The sequence below is a fragment of the Enterobacter sp. MGH119 genome (assembly GCF_001037675.1).
GTDB classification, from domain to species: Bacteria; Pseudomonadota; Gammaproteobacteria; order Enterobacterales; family Enterobacteriaceae; genus Enterobacter; species Enterobacter hormaechei_C.
Window position 1 is genome coordinate 1354648 of the sequence record NZ_KQ089929.1, and the last position, 13839, is coordinate 1368486.

A 13839-nucleotide genomic window follows, 5' to 3' on the forward strand; every position below is an offset into this window, starting at 1 on the left:
TTAATGAACTTTTGTTGACGGGTGCTCGCAATCCGAAAGTGCTGAGCTATTCTTGATCTGGTCCTTAAACATCGAAGGGGTATCACATGAACGTATCGAGTAGAACCGTTGTGATATTAAATCTACTTTCCGCTGCTGGCCTGGTATTGATTCTGGCTGACAGATTCCATTGGTTTTAAGCCGAACCGGTGTTCCGGCATAACCTGTTCTCCCTTGTTGAGCGCTTTCTGGCGCAGACTTTGGTAGACTAAGGGTATCAACTGACAAGGATTAGGTTATGCCAACAAAAAGATTTGCCGTGAAGCACTGGAAAATGGTCGTGGTGTTAATTGCTATTTGCGGCGCGATGTTGCTGCTGCGCTGGGCCGCAATGATCTGGGGCTAATATTTTGTCAGCGAAAACGTGCCGTGAATTTACTGAATAAATCTTAACTATCTTTACGATAATTTATGGTCCAAAACCGGTACGTCATAATCCGGTTTTCGACAGGCTGTGGCAGCGTATATATTCCGTCACACGTGGCAGTTGAAATATCAGGACCACTCACCCGCCACCAGCTTGTGTACATCAAATGCATCATTCATTGACTGGCCGGTAGACTGAGAGCCAGGGGCAATGTTGGAGCCTGCTTCTACATCCGAGGCTTTAGCGATCCCGATTGGGCTGTTAACGTCACTGGCAGGTTGCGTCATATTATCAGCAGCAAATACGCCAAATGAAAGTGCGGAAAGCACCATCGCTGCTGTAGCGGTTTTGATTTTTTTCATAATTTTATTCTCATACTTATTTAATGCGATATGCCTGAGGCGAGTTTTTCGCCTGTGTCGTAAGTGTAGATCTGGATCACATTCTTGCCTAGTCAAATTATTTATCAATTCGTGTCAAATAAACTGAATAAGCCCTGACCGGCTAATTATGGAGAAATTATGAAGATGAAACCAGACCCATTATTTTAAAACGCCGTTTAATATAAATAAGCACAGTTTCAGAAAATAAAAAACGGGCCGAGAATAATCCCGGCCCGACGATATTACATTTTATAACCTAATGAAATCGTGGTTCGGCGATCGGTATGTTCCGGTGCAGAATCAGGTGGGGATGAGTTCCAGGTTACGTTGTACGCCACCTTGAGTCCAAAGTGTTCATTGATCGCCACGTTCAACGCACTTTCTGAGTTCAGCGTTGTATCTTCAGCACCAAACACCGACACACCCTGGGTGAATTTTGCGTTGTCGGTCATCTGCCATGCATAGGTGCCCGATGCATAACCCAGCGGCTGGGTTTCATCTTCGCCGTTGGTGTACTCGTCGTAACGGACACCCGGACCGAATTCAAAACGCAGGCTGTGCACCGGCCCATTGAGGAACTGACGACCATAACCCGCAGTTACGACATCACGCTGGCGATAGCCGTTGTAGCGGTCAGTCAGCCAACTCGCCTGCCCGAACAGGTAGTCATAATCGGTCATGTTGTATCGGCTACGTCCGCCTACCGCGTATTTCTCCGATGAGCGTTGATCGTTAGCAGAGGTGTTGCTGGCATTTCCCCACAGCGACCAGGCCGTGGTGTTGCCGTACCAGGTCAGGGTGCTGTCTGCGGTCAGGGAGGAGCTTTTCGTATTACCGGATTGCGCCAGATACCCGGCATTCACGTTACCTTCAAAGGGTTTTTTGGCAGTGGAGGGATCGTCCATGACAGTAAAAACGGTATCATCGGCGGTTGCATTCAGTGACGCAAATACGCCACCCGCCAGCATCAGTGCTGCGGGTACTGTCTTCAAAAGCTTCATTTTATTTAAGGAGTCCGTACAACATAAAAAGAGACCGTCACGGTCTCGGAAACTTTCTTGCGGATCAATGACAAGGCGACCATAGAAAGGTAACAAATTATAAAAAGCCGCAAATAACATAGCAATATTTTCTTCTTTCATTTTTTGAATAAGAACGATCCCAAAACGCGTTTTATTTTATATGCCCGGCGCAGCTTATTTGTCAGCATTCATATTTAAAATCATACTGTTATTTACGTTGCCTTCCTGCCAAACGGTGCCAGGCTTAAAAGAACCCATGATAAAAGGAGGTCATGATGGCTTCGATTTATACGCTGACACTCTCCCCTTCCCTCGACTCCGCGACCATGACGCCGCAAATCTACCCGGAAGGTAAGCTGCGCTGTAGCGCGCCGGTGTTTGAGCCGGGCGGCGGCGGCATCAACGTGGCGCGCGCTATTACCCATCTCGGCGGAAAAGCCACCGCCATCTTCCCCGCTGGCGGCGCCACGGGAGAACATCTGGTGGCGTTGCTGGCAGATGAACAGGTGGCCGTAGACACCGTCGACGCTAAAGACTGGACCCGGCAGAACCTGCATGTCCATGTTGAATCCAGCGGCGAGCAATATCGCTTTGTGATGCCGGGGGCGAAATTGACCGATGATGAGTTTCGTCAACTGGGAGAGAAAGTGCTGACCATTGAAAGCGGCTCATTACTGGTGATCAGCGGTAGCCTGCCGCCGGGCGTCAAAACAGGGAAACTGACGGCGCTGGTTCAGGCTGCGCTCCAGCGCGGCATCCGCTGCGTTGTCGATAGCTCGGGCGAAGCCCTGAAGGCGGCGTTAGAACCCGGACAACTTGAACTCGTTAAACCTAACCAGAAAGAGCTCAGTGCCCTGGTTAATCGAGAACTCAGCCAGCCTGATGACGTTCGTACTGCCGCAGAAGAGCTGGTACGTACGGGCAAAGCGCATCGCGTTGTTGTTTCTCTCGGTCCTCAGGGGGCGCTGGCCGTCGATAAGACGGGCTTTGTGCAGGTTGTGCCACCGCCGATGAAAAGCCAGAGCACCGTGGGTGCCGGTGACAGTATGGTTGGCGCGATGGTGCTGAAGCTGGCGCAGGGCGCTTCGCTTCTGGAGATGGCACGCTATGGCGTCGCGGCAGGGAGTGCAGCCACCATAAACCAGGGAACGCGTCTGTGTTCGCTTGCGGATACCCAGAAAATTGTCGATTACCTCAAGAGAAGCTGAACCTGCTTCCCCTTCCCATGGAGGGGGAAGTCGCTAAACAGGGCATATCGACTATGCTAAGAAAACTTTCAGGATAACAACGAGGTGAATTATGAGCAGTGGTGATATCACCCGCTACGTCGTAACCGTGAATATTCATGAGGCGTCGCTGACCGAACTGAATGAACTCAACAACGCGTTCACGCGCGCCAATTTTCTGCTTACGCTGACGGACGATGAGGGCAATATTCACGATCTCGGCTCACTGGCATTTGGCCTGATAAGCCCGCTGAGTCAGGAAGAGGTGAAGGCGCTGGCCAGTAGCCTGGTGGAAAGCGTGACTGACAAAGCCACGGAAATTGATGTGGATAGCTGGGAAAACTGGCATAAAAAAGAACAATAAGTGCCCTGTATAAAATTAAACCGCTCAGTTGTGCGTTAGTTCCTGTTTTTTTATAGCCGTTTTGCGCTAACTTTATGATCTGGCAGACAACATGGGAGAGACATCATGTGGCAGGCTATCAGTCATCTTTTAAGTGAGCAGCTGGGTGAAGGTGAAATTGAACTGCGTAACGAACTGCCAGGCGGAGAGATCCATGCCGCATGGCATTTACGTTACGCCGGGCGCGATCTTTTCGTTAAATGTGATGAGCGCGAATTGCTCCCCATTTTTACTGCCGAAGCCGATCAGCTTGAGCTGTTATCGCGCAGTAAAACAGTCACCGTTCCGCAGGTTTTAGCCGTCGGCAGCGATCGTGACTATAGCTTTCTGGTGATGAACTATCTTCCCGCGCGTCCTCTGGATGCGCACAACGCCTTTATTCTCGGGCAACAGATCGCCCGTTTGCACCAGTGGAGCGATCAACCTCAGTTTGGGCTCGATTTCGATAACGACCTCTCCACCACCCCACAGCCAAACGCATGGCAGCGCCGCTGGTCGACTTTTTTCGCCGAACAGCGCATCGGCTGGCAGCTGGAGCTGGCCGCTGAAAAGGGATTAGCGTTCGGCAACATCGACGCGATTGTTGAACATATTCAGCAGCGTCTGGCTTCGCATCAGCCTCAGGCTTCCCTTCTGCACGGTGATTTATGGTCAAACAACTGCGCGCTTGGGCCTGATGGTCCCTATATATATGACCCGGCCTGCTACTGGGGCGACAGAGAGTGTGACCTCGCGATGCTGCCGTTGCACCCTGAACAGCCGCCGCAAATTTATGATGGCTATCAGTCTGTCTCGCCGTTACCTGCGGGTTTCCTTGATCGTCAGCCGGTTTATCAGCTGTACACCTTGCTAAACCGGGCTATTTTGTTTGGCGGGAGTCATCTGGTAAATGCCCAGCGGGCGCTGGACCGTATTCTGGCGGCATAGCGGGAAGGGGCGGCATCACGCCCCTTCCCTTAGGATTTACAGGAAGCCAAGCAGCGTAAAGAAGAAATACCCGGCCACAATGATGATGACCGGCAGAATGTAGAGCGGGAAAAACTGCACAAAAATGGTATGACGCGGAACGACAATGCGCGATTCGATCTGCTCGCGGCTCATCCCGTCAGGGCCTTTCGCCTTCTCAAGTATCAGCTGATCTTCCACCCCTTCGCGTAAAAAGCGGGTCTGGCGACTCATGCGCGCGCCGGAGGCCTGCAACGCCATCGCGATAAATATCAACGCATAGATTATCCAGAAACCGACATTCAGCTGGTGGTGAAAATCCGGCGTGGGCGAGTTGAACCAGAAGACGTTTAGGAACGGGGTGTTAAACCGCATCATCTCAATCATGACGTGGGCAAAATCAAGCATAACGGCATTGATGCCCGGCTGTTTTTCGCTGTGATCGTACATAAATTTGAGTACGGAGATCAGCGTTGAAATCAGGGCGGGAATAAAAATAACCCAACCAGCAACACGTTTTAAGACCGCGATGCGTCCAGCTTGTTGATACGTCATTAGTTCCTCTTCATAAAGACGCGTTATTTGTGCCTAAGTCTACCTGCTGTCGGTCAATTTCGCCCGCTCTTTGCATGCAATATGCTAAATTGCTTGTGCTTAGCACCGTTCGTCTTACCCCAAGATAAGGAGATGTTGTAATGTCGACACCGCGCCAGATACTTGCCGCTATTTTTGACATGGATGGATTGCTGATTGATTCCGAACCCCTGTGGGATCGGGCTGAACTGGACGTGATGGCCAGCCTCGGCGTCGATATCAGTCGTCGTAACGAGCTTCCCGATACCCTGGGGCTGCGCATCGATATGGTGGTTGACCTTTGGTATGCCCACCAGCCATGGGTTGGCCCGGATCGCGACGAAGTTACGGCGCGCATTATCAACCGCGCCATCTCCCTCGTAGAAGAGTATAAGCCTCTGTTACCGGGCGTACGCGACGCTATCGCCCTGTGCAAGGAGCAAGGGCTGAAAGTGGGGCTGGCCTCCGCCTCACCGCTGCATATGCTGGAAAAAGTGCTGACGATGTTCGGGCTGCGCGACAGCTTCGACGCGCTGGCCTCGGCCGAAAAGCTTCCGTACAGCAAGCCACATCCGCAGGTGTATATGGACTGCGCCGCGAAACTGGGGCTGGATCCGCTTACCTGTGTGGCGCTGGAAGATTCGGTTAACGGCATGGTGGCGTCCAAAGCCGCACGTATGCGCTCCATCGTTGTGCCGGCTGAAGAAGGCCGACACGATCCCCGTTTTGCCCTGGCGGATGTCAGGCTGACGTCTCTTGAAGAATTGACTGCCCGCCATCTGCGTGGGGAGTAACGCTCTTTCAGGCAGCTTCGGCTGCCTGCCCCGAAAAATCAAAACAACGTTTTACTTTATTTGCTTTTCTCATTCCAGACTCCTATTCTTACGTGCAGAATGACAATAACCTGACTTCTGAGGCGCGTATGATACTGGATGCTTTTACTCTGGCAGGAAAAGTGGCGATGGTGACCGGGTGCGATACCGGTCTGGGGCAAGGCATGGCCATTGCCCTCGCCGAAGCAGGATGCGATATCGTGGGGGTTAACCGCAAGGTTCCTGACGAAACGGCAGCGCGCGTTACGGCGCTGGGACGACGCTTTATCGCGATTCGCGCCGATCTTGGCAAGCAGGAGAGTATTCAGAGCGTGGTGGATACCGCAGTCGCTGAGATGGGCCGCATCGATATTCTGGTTAACAATGCCGGCACCATCCGCCGTGCCGATGCGCTGGAATTTAGTGAGAAGGACTGGGACGAGGTCATCGATCTCAATCTGAAATCAGTCTTTTTCCTCTCTCAGGCAGTGGCGAAACAGTTTATCGCGCAGGGTCAGGGCGGCAAGATCATTAACATTGCTTCCATGCTCTCCTTCCAGGGCGGCATCCGGGTGCCCTCCTATACGGCGTCCAAAAGCGGCGTGCTGGGCCTCACCCGCCTGCTGGCGAACGAATGGGCGCCGCTAGGTATTAACGTGAACGCTATCGCGCCAGGTTATATGGCGACCAATAACACCAGGCAGCTTCGCGATGATGAGCAGCGCAGCCAGGCGATCCTCGACCGGATTCCGGCGGGCCGCTGGGGTCTCCCGGAGGATTTACAGGGTCCGGTGGTGTTTCTGGCTTCAAGAGCATCTGATTACGTTAACGGTCATACTCTCGCCGTAGACGGTGGCTGGCTGGCGCGCTAACCGCGCGTTTGTGACAAAGAGTTACACCGTCACCTCTTTCACACACTGTATAAAAACCCTATACTGTATGAATCGACAGTTTACCGGGTTTTATCATGACGGCGGAAGGCCACCTGCTTTTTTCACTTGCCTGTGCAGTGTTTGCCAAAAACGCTGAACTGACCCCTGTGCTGGCACAGGGGGACTGGTGGCATATTGTCCCTTCCGCCGTACTTACCTGCCTGCTGCCGGACATAGATCATCCAAAGTCATTCCTTGGCCAGCGGCTAAAGTGGATTTCAAAGCCCATCGCCAGAGCCTTTGGTCATCGCGGGTTTACCCACAGCCTGCTGGCCGTATTTGGCCTGCTTACACTCTTCTATTTAAAGGTTCCGGAGAGCTGGATCGTCCCGGCGGATGCCATTCAGGGCATGGTGCTTGGCTACTTAAGCCATATCCTCGCCGATATGCTGACGCCAGCGGGCGTACCGCTGCTCTGGCCCTGCCGCTGGCGTTTCCGCCTGCCAATCCTCGTGCCGCAAAAAGGCAACCAGCTGGAGCGCGTTCTGTGCATGGCGCTGTTTGCGTATGCCGTCTGGATGCCGCAGACATTGCCCGAAAATGGTGCAGTGCGCTGGTCATCGCAGATGATCAACTCGCTGCAATTTCAGTTCAATCGTTTTATTAATCACCAGATTGAACATTAAACCGACAATATAATCACTTTTGTCATAAACCATTCCATATGGATATAAGCGTGACATCACACTTCTGATAACCTTGCGCCAACAGGTTCGGTAAAAACCGACCGTATAATAAATCAGGAGAACGGGGATGAATTTTCCACTCATCGCGAACATTGTTGTGTTCGTCGTATTGCTATTGCTTCTCGCCCAGGCTCGCCACAAACAGTGGAGCCTGGCGAAAAAGGTACTGGTCGGTCTGGTCATGGGCGTGGTGTTTGGCCTGGCCTTACACGCTATTTACGGCTCCGACAGCCCGGTACTGAAAGACTCCATTCAGTGGTTCAACATTGTCGGTAACGGCTATGTACAGCTGCTGCAAATGATCGTTATGCCGCTGGTATTCGCCTCTATTCTGAGCGCCGTAGCCCGCCTGCACAATGCCTCTCAACTGGGTAAAATCAGCTTCCTGACCATTGGTACCCTGCTCTTCACCACGCTGATTGCAGCGCTGGTGGGTGTGCTGGTAACCAATCTGTTTGGCCTGACTGCTGAAGGTCTGGTGCAGGGTAGCGCTGAAACCGCGCGTCTGACGGCGATTGAGACCAACTACGTGGGTAAAGTGGCCGATCTGACCGTTCCGCAGATGGTGCTCTCCTTCATTCCGAAGAACCCGTTTGCTGACCTGACCGGCGCAAGCCCAACCTCCATTATCAGCGTGGTGATCTTCGCGGCATTCCTGGGCGTGGCTGCGCTGAAGCTGCTGAAGGACGATGCGCCGAAAGGCGAGCGCGTTCTGACGGCCATCGATACCCTGCAAAGCTGGGTGATGAAGCTGGTGCGTCTGGTCATGCAGCTGACGCCGTACGGTGTCCTGGCGCTGATGACCAAAGTCGTTGCAGGTTCTAACCTGCAAGACATCATTAAGCTTGGCAGCTTTGTGATTGCCTCGTACCTCGGTCTGGGCATCATGTTTGTTGTGCACGGCATTCTGCTGGCGGTGAACGGCGTTGGCCCGCTGAAATACTTCCGTAAAGTCTGGCCGGTGCTGACCTTCGCTTTTACCAGCCGTTCCAGCGCGGCATCTATCCCGCTGAACGTCGAAGCACAGACCCGTCGTCTGGGCGTACCGGAGTCTATCGCCAGCTTCTCGGCCTCCTTTGGCGCCACCATCGGGCAGAACGGCTGTGCGGGTCTCTACCCGGCGATGCTGGCCGTAATGGTTGCCCCAACAGTGGGGATTAATCCGCTGGATCCGGTCTGGATTGCGACGCTGGTCGGTATCGTGACCATTAGCTCCGCCGGTGTTGCGGGCGTGGGCGGCGGCGCGACCTTCGCTGCGCTGATCGTTCTGCCTGCGCTTGGACTGCCGGTGACGCTGGTTGCCCTGCTGATCTCTGTTGAACCGCTGATCGACATGGGTCGTACCGCCCTGAACGTGAGTGGCTCAATGACCGCCGGTACCCTGACCAGCCAGTGGCTGAAGCAGACCGACAAAACAATTCTCGACAGTGAAGATGATGCCGAACTGGCCCATCGTTAATCACGGCCGAAATAAAAAAACCGCCTGAGGGCGGTTTTTTTATGGCTGTTATTCTTCAACCTCTTCATCCTGGCGGGTCTGCATAGCCCATCGCTGCGCCGATTCTGGCACCGTAAACGCAGGGGAGCGACGGAAGTGCTCGCCAATCAGCACGAAGGCAACGTATTTACCCCGTAACATCCAGACATCGCGAAAACCATCCACTTTCAGGGCATGGTCAGGCGGCGCGGGTTCAACGCGGGGCACATAGCTAATAACCTGGCGGTTTTGTTGACGAAGAGGTTTCATAAGCGACGGGTTCACTAAAGCAAATTCTTAAAGCAGGAAATTTCTATCATAGCCGATTCTCCCCCCACCCGTCGCGCCTGACATGTGGCAGATGGCTCCTTTCGCTAATCACTTCCTCTGAAAACGCTTAGTTCGCCTGCTAATTCATCACATTGTTCTATCCTTAATAGGGTTTTCAGGAATGAACAAAGGAGAATCGTGCAATGTCGAACAATGATAAACCCCATCAATCCCCTATTCATGGCACCGAAGAATCTCAACCGGGAATGGACTCACTCGCCCCTGCGGATGGCTCTCATAAACCGTCGCCGGGCCTCTCCGCGCCGGGCGAGCAACCTACTGCACCGGGAAGCATGAAGTCACCCGATGCGGACAACGAAAAGTTAAAATCTCTCGACCCGCACCGCAAAGGGGGTGAAGGCTATGCGCTGACCACCAATCAGGGCGTGCGCATCGCCGATGATCAGAACTCCTTGCGCGCCGGAACGCGCGGCCCGACGCTGCTGGAAGATTTCATCCTGCGGGAAAAAATCACCCATTTCGACCATGAGCGTATTCCTGAACGTATCGTTCACGCTCGCGGCTCTGCGGCGCACGGCTATTTCCAGCCGTACAAGAGCCTGAAGGAGATCACGAAGGCGGATTTCCTTTCCGATCCGAACAAAATTACACCGGTATTTGTGCGCTTCTCTACCGTACAGGGCGGCGCGGGTTCGGCCGACACGGTGCGTGATATCCGCGGCTTCGCCACCAAATTCTATACCGAAGAGGGCATTTTCGACCTCGTCGGGAATAACACCCCGGTTTTCTTCATTCAGGATGCGCATAAATTCCCTGACTTTGTCCATGCGGTAAAACCAGAGCCACACTGGGCCATACCGCAGGGACAAAGTGCGCATGACACCTTCTGGGACTACGTCTCCCTGCAACCGGAAACCCTTCACAACGTGATGTGGGCGATGTCTGACCGGGGGATCCCACGCAGCTATCGCACCATGGAAGGCTTTGGTATTCATACCTTCCGTCTGATTAACGCTGAAGGTAAAGCGACGTTTGTGCGTTTCCACTGGAAACCGGTCGCGGGGAAAGCGTCCCTGGTGTGGGATGAAGCACAGAAGCTGACCGGGCGCGATCCGGACTTCCACCGTCGCGAACTGTGGGAATCCATTGAAGCCGGTGATTTCCCGGAATACGAGCTGGGGTTACAGCTGATCCCGGAAGAGGACGAGTTCAAATTCGACTTCGACCTGCTCGACCCGACCAAGCTTATTCCCGAAGAGCTGGTGCCGGTTCAGCTGGTGGGCAAAATGGTGCTTAATCGCAACCCGGATAACTTCTTCGCGGAGAATGAGCAGGCTGCGTTCCACCCGGGCCATATTGTGCCGGGGCTGGATTTCACCAACGATCCGCTGCTCCAGGGCCGTCTGTTCTCTTATACCGATACGCAGATCAGCCGTCTCGGCGGACCGAACTTCCACGAAATTCCTATCAACCGTCCGACCTGCCCGTACCATAACTTCCAGCGTGACGGGATGCATCGCCAGGATATCGATACCAACCCGGCGAACTACGAGCCAAACTCCATTAACGATAACTGGCCGCGTGAAACCCCGCCGGGGCCAAAACGTGGCGGATTCGAGTCGTATCAGGAGCGCGTGGACGGAACAAAAATTCGCGAGCGCAGCCCGTCATTCGGCGAATATTACGCTCAGCCTCGCCTGTTCTGGAACAGCCAGACCCCGATTGAACAGCAGCACATTATCGGCGGTTTCAGCTTTGAGCTGAGCAAAGTGGTGCGTACCTACATTCGCGAGCGCGTGGTCGACCATCTGGCGCATATTGATATCCAGCTTGCTCAGGGCGTGGCGAATAATCTCGGCATCACGCTCACCGATGAGCAATGCCATGCCGCACCGCCAAAAGACGTGAACGGGCTGAAGAAGGATCCGTCCCTGAGCCTGTACGCGGTACCTGGCGGGTCAATTAAAGGCCGCGTAGTGGCTATTCTGCTGAACGATAAACCGCGCGCCAGCGACGTACTGGGGATCATGCGGGCGCTCAAAACCCAGGGCGTACATGCCAAACTGCTTTACTCTCGCATGGGTGAAGTGACGGCCGATGATGGCTCCGTCCTGCCGATTGCCGCGACCTTCGCCGGAGCACCGTCGCTGACGGTTGATGCGGTGATTATGCCGTGCGGCGACGTTGAGAGCCTGCTCGGTAACGGTGATGCCGCCTATTATCTGCTGGAAGCCTATAAGCACCTGAAGCCAATCGCTCTGGCAGGCGATGCGCGGAAGTTTAAAACTCTGCTGAAGGTACCGGATCAAGGGGAAGAAGGCATTGTCGAAGGTGATAACGTCGATGATGCGTTTATGACCCGGTTGTTTGACCTGCTCGCCGCGCACCGCGTGTGGTCGCGCAGCAGTAAGATTGACCAGATACCGGCGTAAAAAACCTGAAGCCCTCACCCCGGCCCTCTCCCCTGGGAGAGGGAGTAAACAATAAAAACGGTAACCAAAAGGTTACCGTTTTGCTTTTACCTCGCCACCGGGCTTTGCCTCAAAGATCCCTGAACGTCCCCAGACGATACCCACGCTCGGCAATCGCATACTTTAACGACGCCGATGTCAGCACATCCAGTTCTGCCAGACGCGGCCAGCAGTAGGCGCTCTTACGTACTATCTCATCGACAAACGCCGGGTGCGCCATTACCTCAAGCGAGCGCTCCCCTTTTGCGGCGGAGTCATCCAGCACCTTCAGGAACAGCGCTTCGTCGATCTCGTCGCCATAAAATGCGCTGCTGAACCCCTCCGTTGACGTCACCGCGACGTCCGGCAACCCGCGCACCTCACGATCCACGCGCATCGCCACGCCTTTACGTTGCGCAAACTCTGCCACAAGCGGGAAAATCGCCGGGATCATATGCACATGATGATGGCTGTCAATATGGGTAGGTTCGCGGCCAAACACATCCACAAAGCGGTTAAACTGGCACTCCAGCTCGCGGGCAATCTCATCGAGCGGCAGAGCGTCCTGCTCCGCCATTTCCCAAATCCATTTCCCCAGTTTTCCCTCGCGCGTCAGACCCGGCATCGGTGAAAGGGGCAACCCAAGCGTCAGCACAAAATGCATGCCCACGCCCAGCTCGGGCAGCTCACGGCTTAACTGCGCCGCATGTTACACCGCCTCACCGTTGATGAGCGCTGTTGTAGAGGTCACGACGCCCCGGCGACAGGCTTCAATAATGCCGTAGTTCTGCCCTTTTGACAGGCCAAAATCATCGGCATTGACGATCAGCAGGTTTTCCATCGCGCCTCCTCTTAACGGTGTGTGAGTTTCAGTTTCTCAACCGTTGCAGCAAAGTTTGGCAGCCATTTTTCATGCGCCAGGATCATCTCACTCGCGAGTTTTTCAGCGTCACGGTCAGAATGCACCAGCGGGCTGAGATTCAGCGCCAGCAGCACGTCATTCAGTTCGCCGCTCAGGGCAGCATTGCTCGCCGCCACTTCAAAGCCTTTGATGGTGTGAATCAGCCCCATCACCTTATCGTCGAAGTGGGTAATGCGGGGATGCGGTTTTGCACCCTCGCGTCCAAGGATGCAGGTCATCTCAACGGCCCAGTCTGCCGGGATATTGTCGATGTGCCCGTGATGGGGAACGTTCACATAGTGCTCGGCCTGCTTGTCATTGTAAATGGCGTTAATCACTTCACACGCCGCATCCGAATAGTATGCCCCGCCGCGCTGCTCCAGCTCTTTCGGTTTGACGTTCAGGTTCGGATCTTTATACAAATCAAACAGCTGCTTCTCTACTTTCTGCACAACCTGAGCGCGTGCGCCACCTTTGTAGTATTCGCCCATTTCAATGGCCAGCATCTCTTTCTGCTTGAAGTAGTAAAGCAGATACGAGCACGGCAGCAGATTCAGGGAGCGGATCAGCCCTTCGCTGAACGGCAGATCGAAGATGTTTTTCACCGAGGCCGCAGTCAGGCGACCAGAGGCGACGCCGTCGAGCAGTTCCGCAAAGCGCGATTGCCCGTTCACAATCACATCTTTGATAAAGACCATGTGATTCAGGCCGAACAGGTCAATGGACAGATCATCGTGCTCGGTCAGTTCCAGTACATCGCGGATGAACATCTTCATGCCAATCGGAATATTGCAGACGCCGATAAAGCGTTTGAAACCGGTATGGCGATAGACTGCCTCGGTGACCATCCCGGCCGGGTTGGTAAAGTTGATCACCCAGGCGTTCGGGCAGATCTCCTCCACGTCTTTAATGATGTCAAAAATGACCGGAATAGTACGCAGGCCTTTAAACAGGCCACCTGCCCCGTTGGTTTCCTGGCCCAGATAACCATGGCTCAGCGGAATGCGCTCGTCCAGCTCACGCGCCTTCAGCTGGCCGACGCGCAGCTGCGTGGTCACGAAGTCAGCATCTTTCAGTGCCAGGCGACGATCCAGCGTTTTATGCACGGTTAAGGGCACGCCCGCTTTTTCAACCATGCGTTTGCACAGTTCAAAAATAATATTCAGCTTCTCCTGACCTTCTTCAACATCCACCAGCCATAATTCGCTGACCGGTAATTCATGATACCGTTTCAGGAAACCTTCAAGTAATTCCGGAGTATAGCTGCTGCCGCCACCAATGGTTACGACTTTTAATTTCTGTTGCATAATATCTCCCTTAGCGTATCAGGTT

15 protein-coding genes and 1 pseudogene are annotated in these 13839 nt (G+C 53.9%); 10 read left to right on the forward strand and 6 right to left on the reverse strand.

The window, feature by feature from the left end:
• The first annotated feature begins 86 nt into the window (after window positions 1-86).
• Together yncL and yniD are read left to right on the forward strand one after the other, a co-directional pair.
• Window positions 87-179 (forward strand): stress response membrane protein YncL, encoded by a 93-nt coding sequence (gene yncL, locus SK53_RS22565; protein WP_071785204.1) that lies wholly within the window; start codon window positions 87-89, stop codon window positions 177-179.
• A gap of 98 nt (window positions 180-277) precedes the next feature.
• Window positions 278-385 carry a small membrane protein YniD gene (gene yniD, locus SK53_RS23560; protein ID WP_003857815.1) on the forward strand — a complete coding sequence of 36 codons (108 nt, stop codon included), beginning with the start codon at window positions 278-280 and terminating at the stop codon, window positions 383-385.
• Between the two features lie 149 nt (window positions 386-534).
• Here the strand turns inward: yniD and SK53_RS06350 are convergent, their stop codons facing one another.
• Both SK53_RS06350 and SK53_RS06355 read right to left on the reverse strand, forming a co-directional pair.
• Complete coding sequence (locus SK53_RS06350) at window positions 535-768, reverse strand: YdgH/BhsA/McbA family protein (RefSeq protein ID WP_015570736.1); 234 nt, start codon at window positions 766-768, stop codon at window positions 535-537.
• A gap of 263 nt (window positions 769-1031) precedes the next feature.
• Window positions 1032-1790, reverse strand: coding sequence for a DUF481 domain-containing protein (locus SK53_RS06355; RefSeq protein ID WP_026080717.1), 759 nt, complete (start codon window positions 1788-1790; stop codon window positions 1032-1034).
• A gap of 296 nt (window positions 1791-2086) precedes the next feature.
• Here SK53_RS06355 and pfkB point away from each other — a divergent pair, with 296 nt between their 5' ends.
• The 3 genes from pfkB (at window position 2087) to SK53_RS06370 (ending at window position 4367) form a co-directional block, all read left to right on the forward strand.
• The gene (pfkB, locus tag SK53_RS06360) at window positions 2087-3019 is read left to right on the forward strand and encodes a 6-phosphofructokinase II (protein WP_048208835.1); all 933 of its coding nucleotides are present in this window, start codon (window positions 2087-2089) and stop codon (window positions 3017-3019) included.
• Window positions 3020-3110: 91 nt separating this feature from the next.
• Window positions 3111-3401 carry a type V toxin-antitoxin system endoribonuclease antitoxin GhoS gene (gene ghoS / locus SK53_RS06365; protein WP_003857822.1) on the forward strand — a complete coding sequence of 97 codons (291 nt, stop codon included), beginning with the start codon at window positions 3111-3113 and terminating at the stop codon, window positions 3399-3401.
• Between the two features lie 105 nt (window positions 3402-3506).
• Window positions 3507-4367, forward strand: coding sequence for a fructosamine kinase family protein (locus SK53_RS06370; protein ID WP_022650899.1), 861 nt, complete (start codon window positions 3507-3509; stop codon window positions 4365-4367).
• A gap of 36 nt (window positions 4368-4403) precedes the next feature.
• Here the strand turns inward: SK53_RS06370 and SK53_RS06375 are convergent, their stop codons facing one another.
• Entirely contained in the window at window positions 4404-4940 is a 537-nt protein-coding gene (locus SK53_RS06375; protein ID WP_003857823.1) for a YniB family protein, read from the reverse strand.
• Between the two features lie 140 nt (window positions 4941-5080).
• Here SK53_RS06375 and hxpB point away from each other — a divergent pair, with 140 nt between their 5' ends.
• The 4 genes from hxpB to tcyP all read left to right on the forward strand — a co-directional run bounded on the left by hxpB (window position 5081) and on the right by tcyP (window position 8847).
• Window positions 5081-5752 (forward strand): hexitol phosphatase HxpB, encoded by a 672-nt coding sequence (hxpB, locus tag SK53_RS06380; RefSeq protein ID WP_048208837.1) that lies wholly within the window; start codon window positions 5081-5083, stop codon window positions 5750-5752.
• Between the two features lie 128 nt (window positions 5753-5880).
• Window positions 5881-6642 carry a 2-dehydro-3-deoxy-D-gluconate 5-dehydrogenase KduD gene (kduD, locus tag SK53_RS06385; RefSeq protein ID WP_003857827.1) on the forward strand — a complete coding sequence of 254 codons (762 nt, stop codon included), beginning with the start codon at window positions 5881-5883 and terminating at the stop codon, window positions 6640-6642.
• A gap of 95 nt (window positions 6643-6737) precedes the next feature.
• Complete coding sequence (locus SK53_RS06390) at window positions 6738-7328, forward strand: metal-dependent hydrolase (RefSeq protein ID WP_015570742.1); 591 nt, start codon at window positions 6738-6740, stop codon at window positions 7326-7328.
• Window positions 7329-7455: 127 nt separating this feature from the next.
• Window positions 7456-8847 carry a cystine/sulfocysteine:cation symporter gene (gene tcyP / locus SK53_RS06395; protein WP_022647826.1) on the forward strand — a complete coding sequence of 464 codons (1392 nt, stop codon included), beginning with the start codon at window positions 7456-7458 and terminating at the stop codon, window positions 8845-8847.
• Window positions 8848-8895: 48 nt separating this feature from the next.
• Here tcyP and cedA read toward each other — a convergent pair whose 3' ends face one another.
• Complete coding sequence (cedA, locus tag SK53_RS06400) at window positions 8896-9150, reverse strand: cell division activator CedA (RefSeq protein ID WP_071785203.1); 255 nt, start codon at window positions 9148-9150, stop codon at window positions 8896-8898.
• A gap of 188 nt (window positions 9151-9338) precedes the next feature.
• Between cedA and katE the strand changes: the two genes are divergently transcribed.
• Complete coding sequence (gene katE / locus SK53_RS06405) at window positions 9339-11588, forward strand: catalase HPII (RefSeq protein ID WP_022650896.1); 2250 nt, start codon at window positions 9339-9341, stop codon at window positions 11586-11588.
• A 109-nt stretch (window positions 11589-11697) separates the two neighbouring features.
• On the opposite strand, the pseudogene chbG reads toward katE, so the two are convergent.
• Together chbG and SK53_RS06415 are read right to left on the reverse strand one after the other, a co-directional pair.
• A pseudogene (gene chbG / locus SK53_RS06410) lies at window positions 11698-12447 on the reverse strand (chitin disaccharide deacetylase).
• Between the two features lie 11 nt (window positions 12448-12458).
• Window positions 12459-13814 carry a 6-phospho-beta-glucosidase gene (locus SK53_RS06415; protein WP_022650894.1) on the reverse strand — a complete coding sequence of 452 codons (1356 nt, stop codon included), beginning with the start codon at window positions 13812-13814 and terminating at the stop codon, window positions 12459-12461.
• Window positions 13815-13839: the final 25 nt, after the last annotated feature.

Coding starts and splice junctions, on each gene's coding strand:
- hxpB (WP_048208837.1), top strand. CDS start 5,081: ATGTCGACACCGCGCCAGATACTTGCCGCTATTTTTGACATGGATGGA.
- kduD (WP_003857827.1), top strand. CDS start 5,881: ATGATACTGGATGCTTTTACTCTGGCAGGAAAAGTGGCGATGGTGACC.
- SK53_RS06350 (WP_015570736.1), bottom strand. CDS start 768: ATGAAAAAAATCAAAACCGCTACAGCAGCGATGGTGCTTTCCGCACTT.
- SK53_RS06355 (WP_026080717.1), bottom strand. CDS start 1,790: ATGAAGCTTTTGAAGACAGTACCCGCAGCACTGATGCTGGCGGGTGGC.
- SK53_RS06415 (WP_022650894.1), bottom strand. CDS start 13,814: ATGCAACAGAAATTAAAAGTCGTAACCATTGGTGGCGGCAGCAGCTAT.
- katE (WP_022650896.1), top strand. CDS start 9,339: ATGTCGAACAATGATAAACCCCATCAATCCCCTATTCATGGCACCGAA.
- SK53_RS06370 (WP_022650899.1), top strand. CDS start 3,507: ATGTGGCAGGCTATCAGTCATCTTTTAAGTGAGCAGCTGGGTGAAGGT.
- pfkB (WP_048208835.1), top strand. CDS start 2,087: ATGGCTTCGATTTATACGCTGACACTCTCCCCTTCCCTCGACTCCGCG.
- SK53_RS06375 (WP_003857823.1), bottom strand. CDS start 4,940: ATGACGTATCAACAAGCTGGACGCATCGCGGTCTTAAAACGTGTTGCT.
- yniD (WP_003857815.1), top strand. CDS start 278: ATGCCAACAAAAAGATTTGCCGTGAAGCACTGGAAAATGGTCGTGGTG.
- SK53_RS06390 (WP_015570742.1), top strand. CDS start 6,738: ATGACGGCGGAAGGCCACCTGCTTTTTTCACTTGCCTGTGCAGTGTTT.
- tcyP (WP_022647826.1), top strand. CDS start 7,456: ATGAATTTTCCACTCATCGCGAACATTGTTGTGTTCGTCGTATTGCTA.
- ghoS (WP_003857822.1), top strand. CDS start 3,111: ATGAGCAGTGGTGATATCACCCGCTACGTCGTAACCGTGAATATTCAT.
- yncL (WP_071785204.1), top strand. CDS start 87: ATGAACGTATCGAGTAGAACCGTTGTGATATTAAATCTACTTTCCGCT.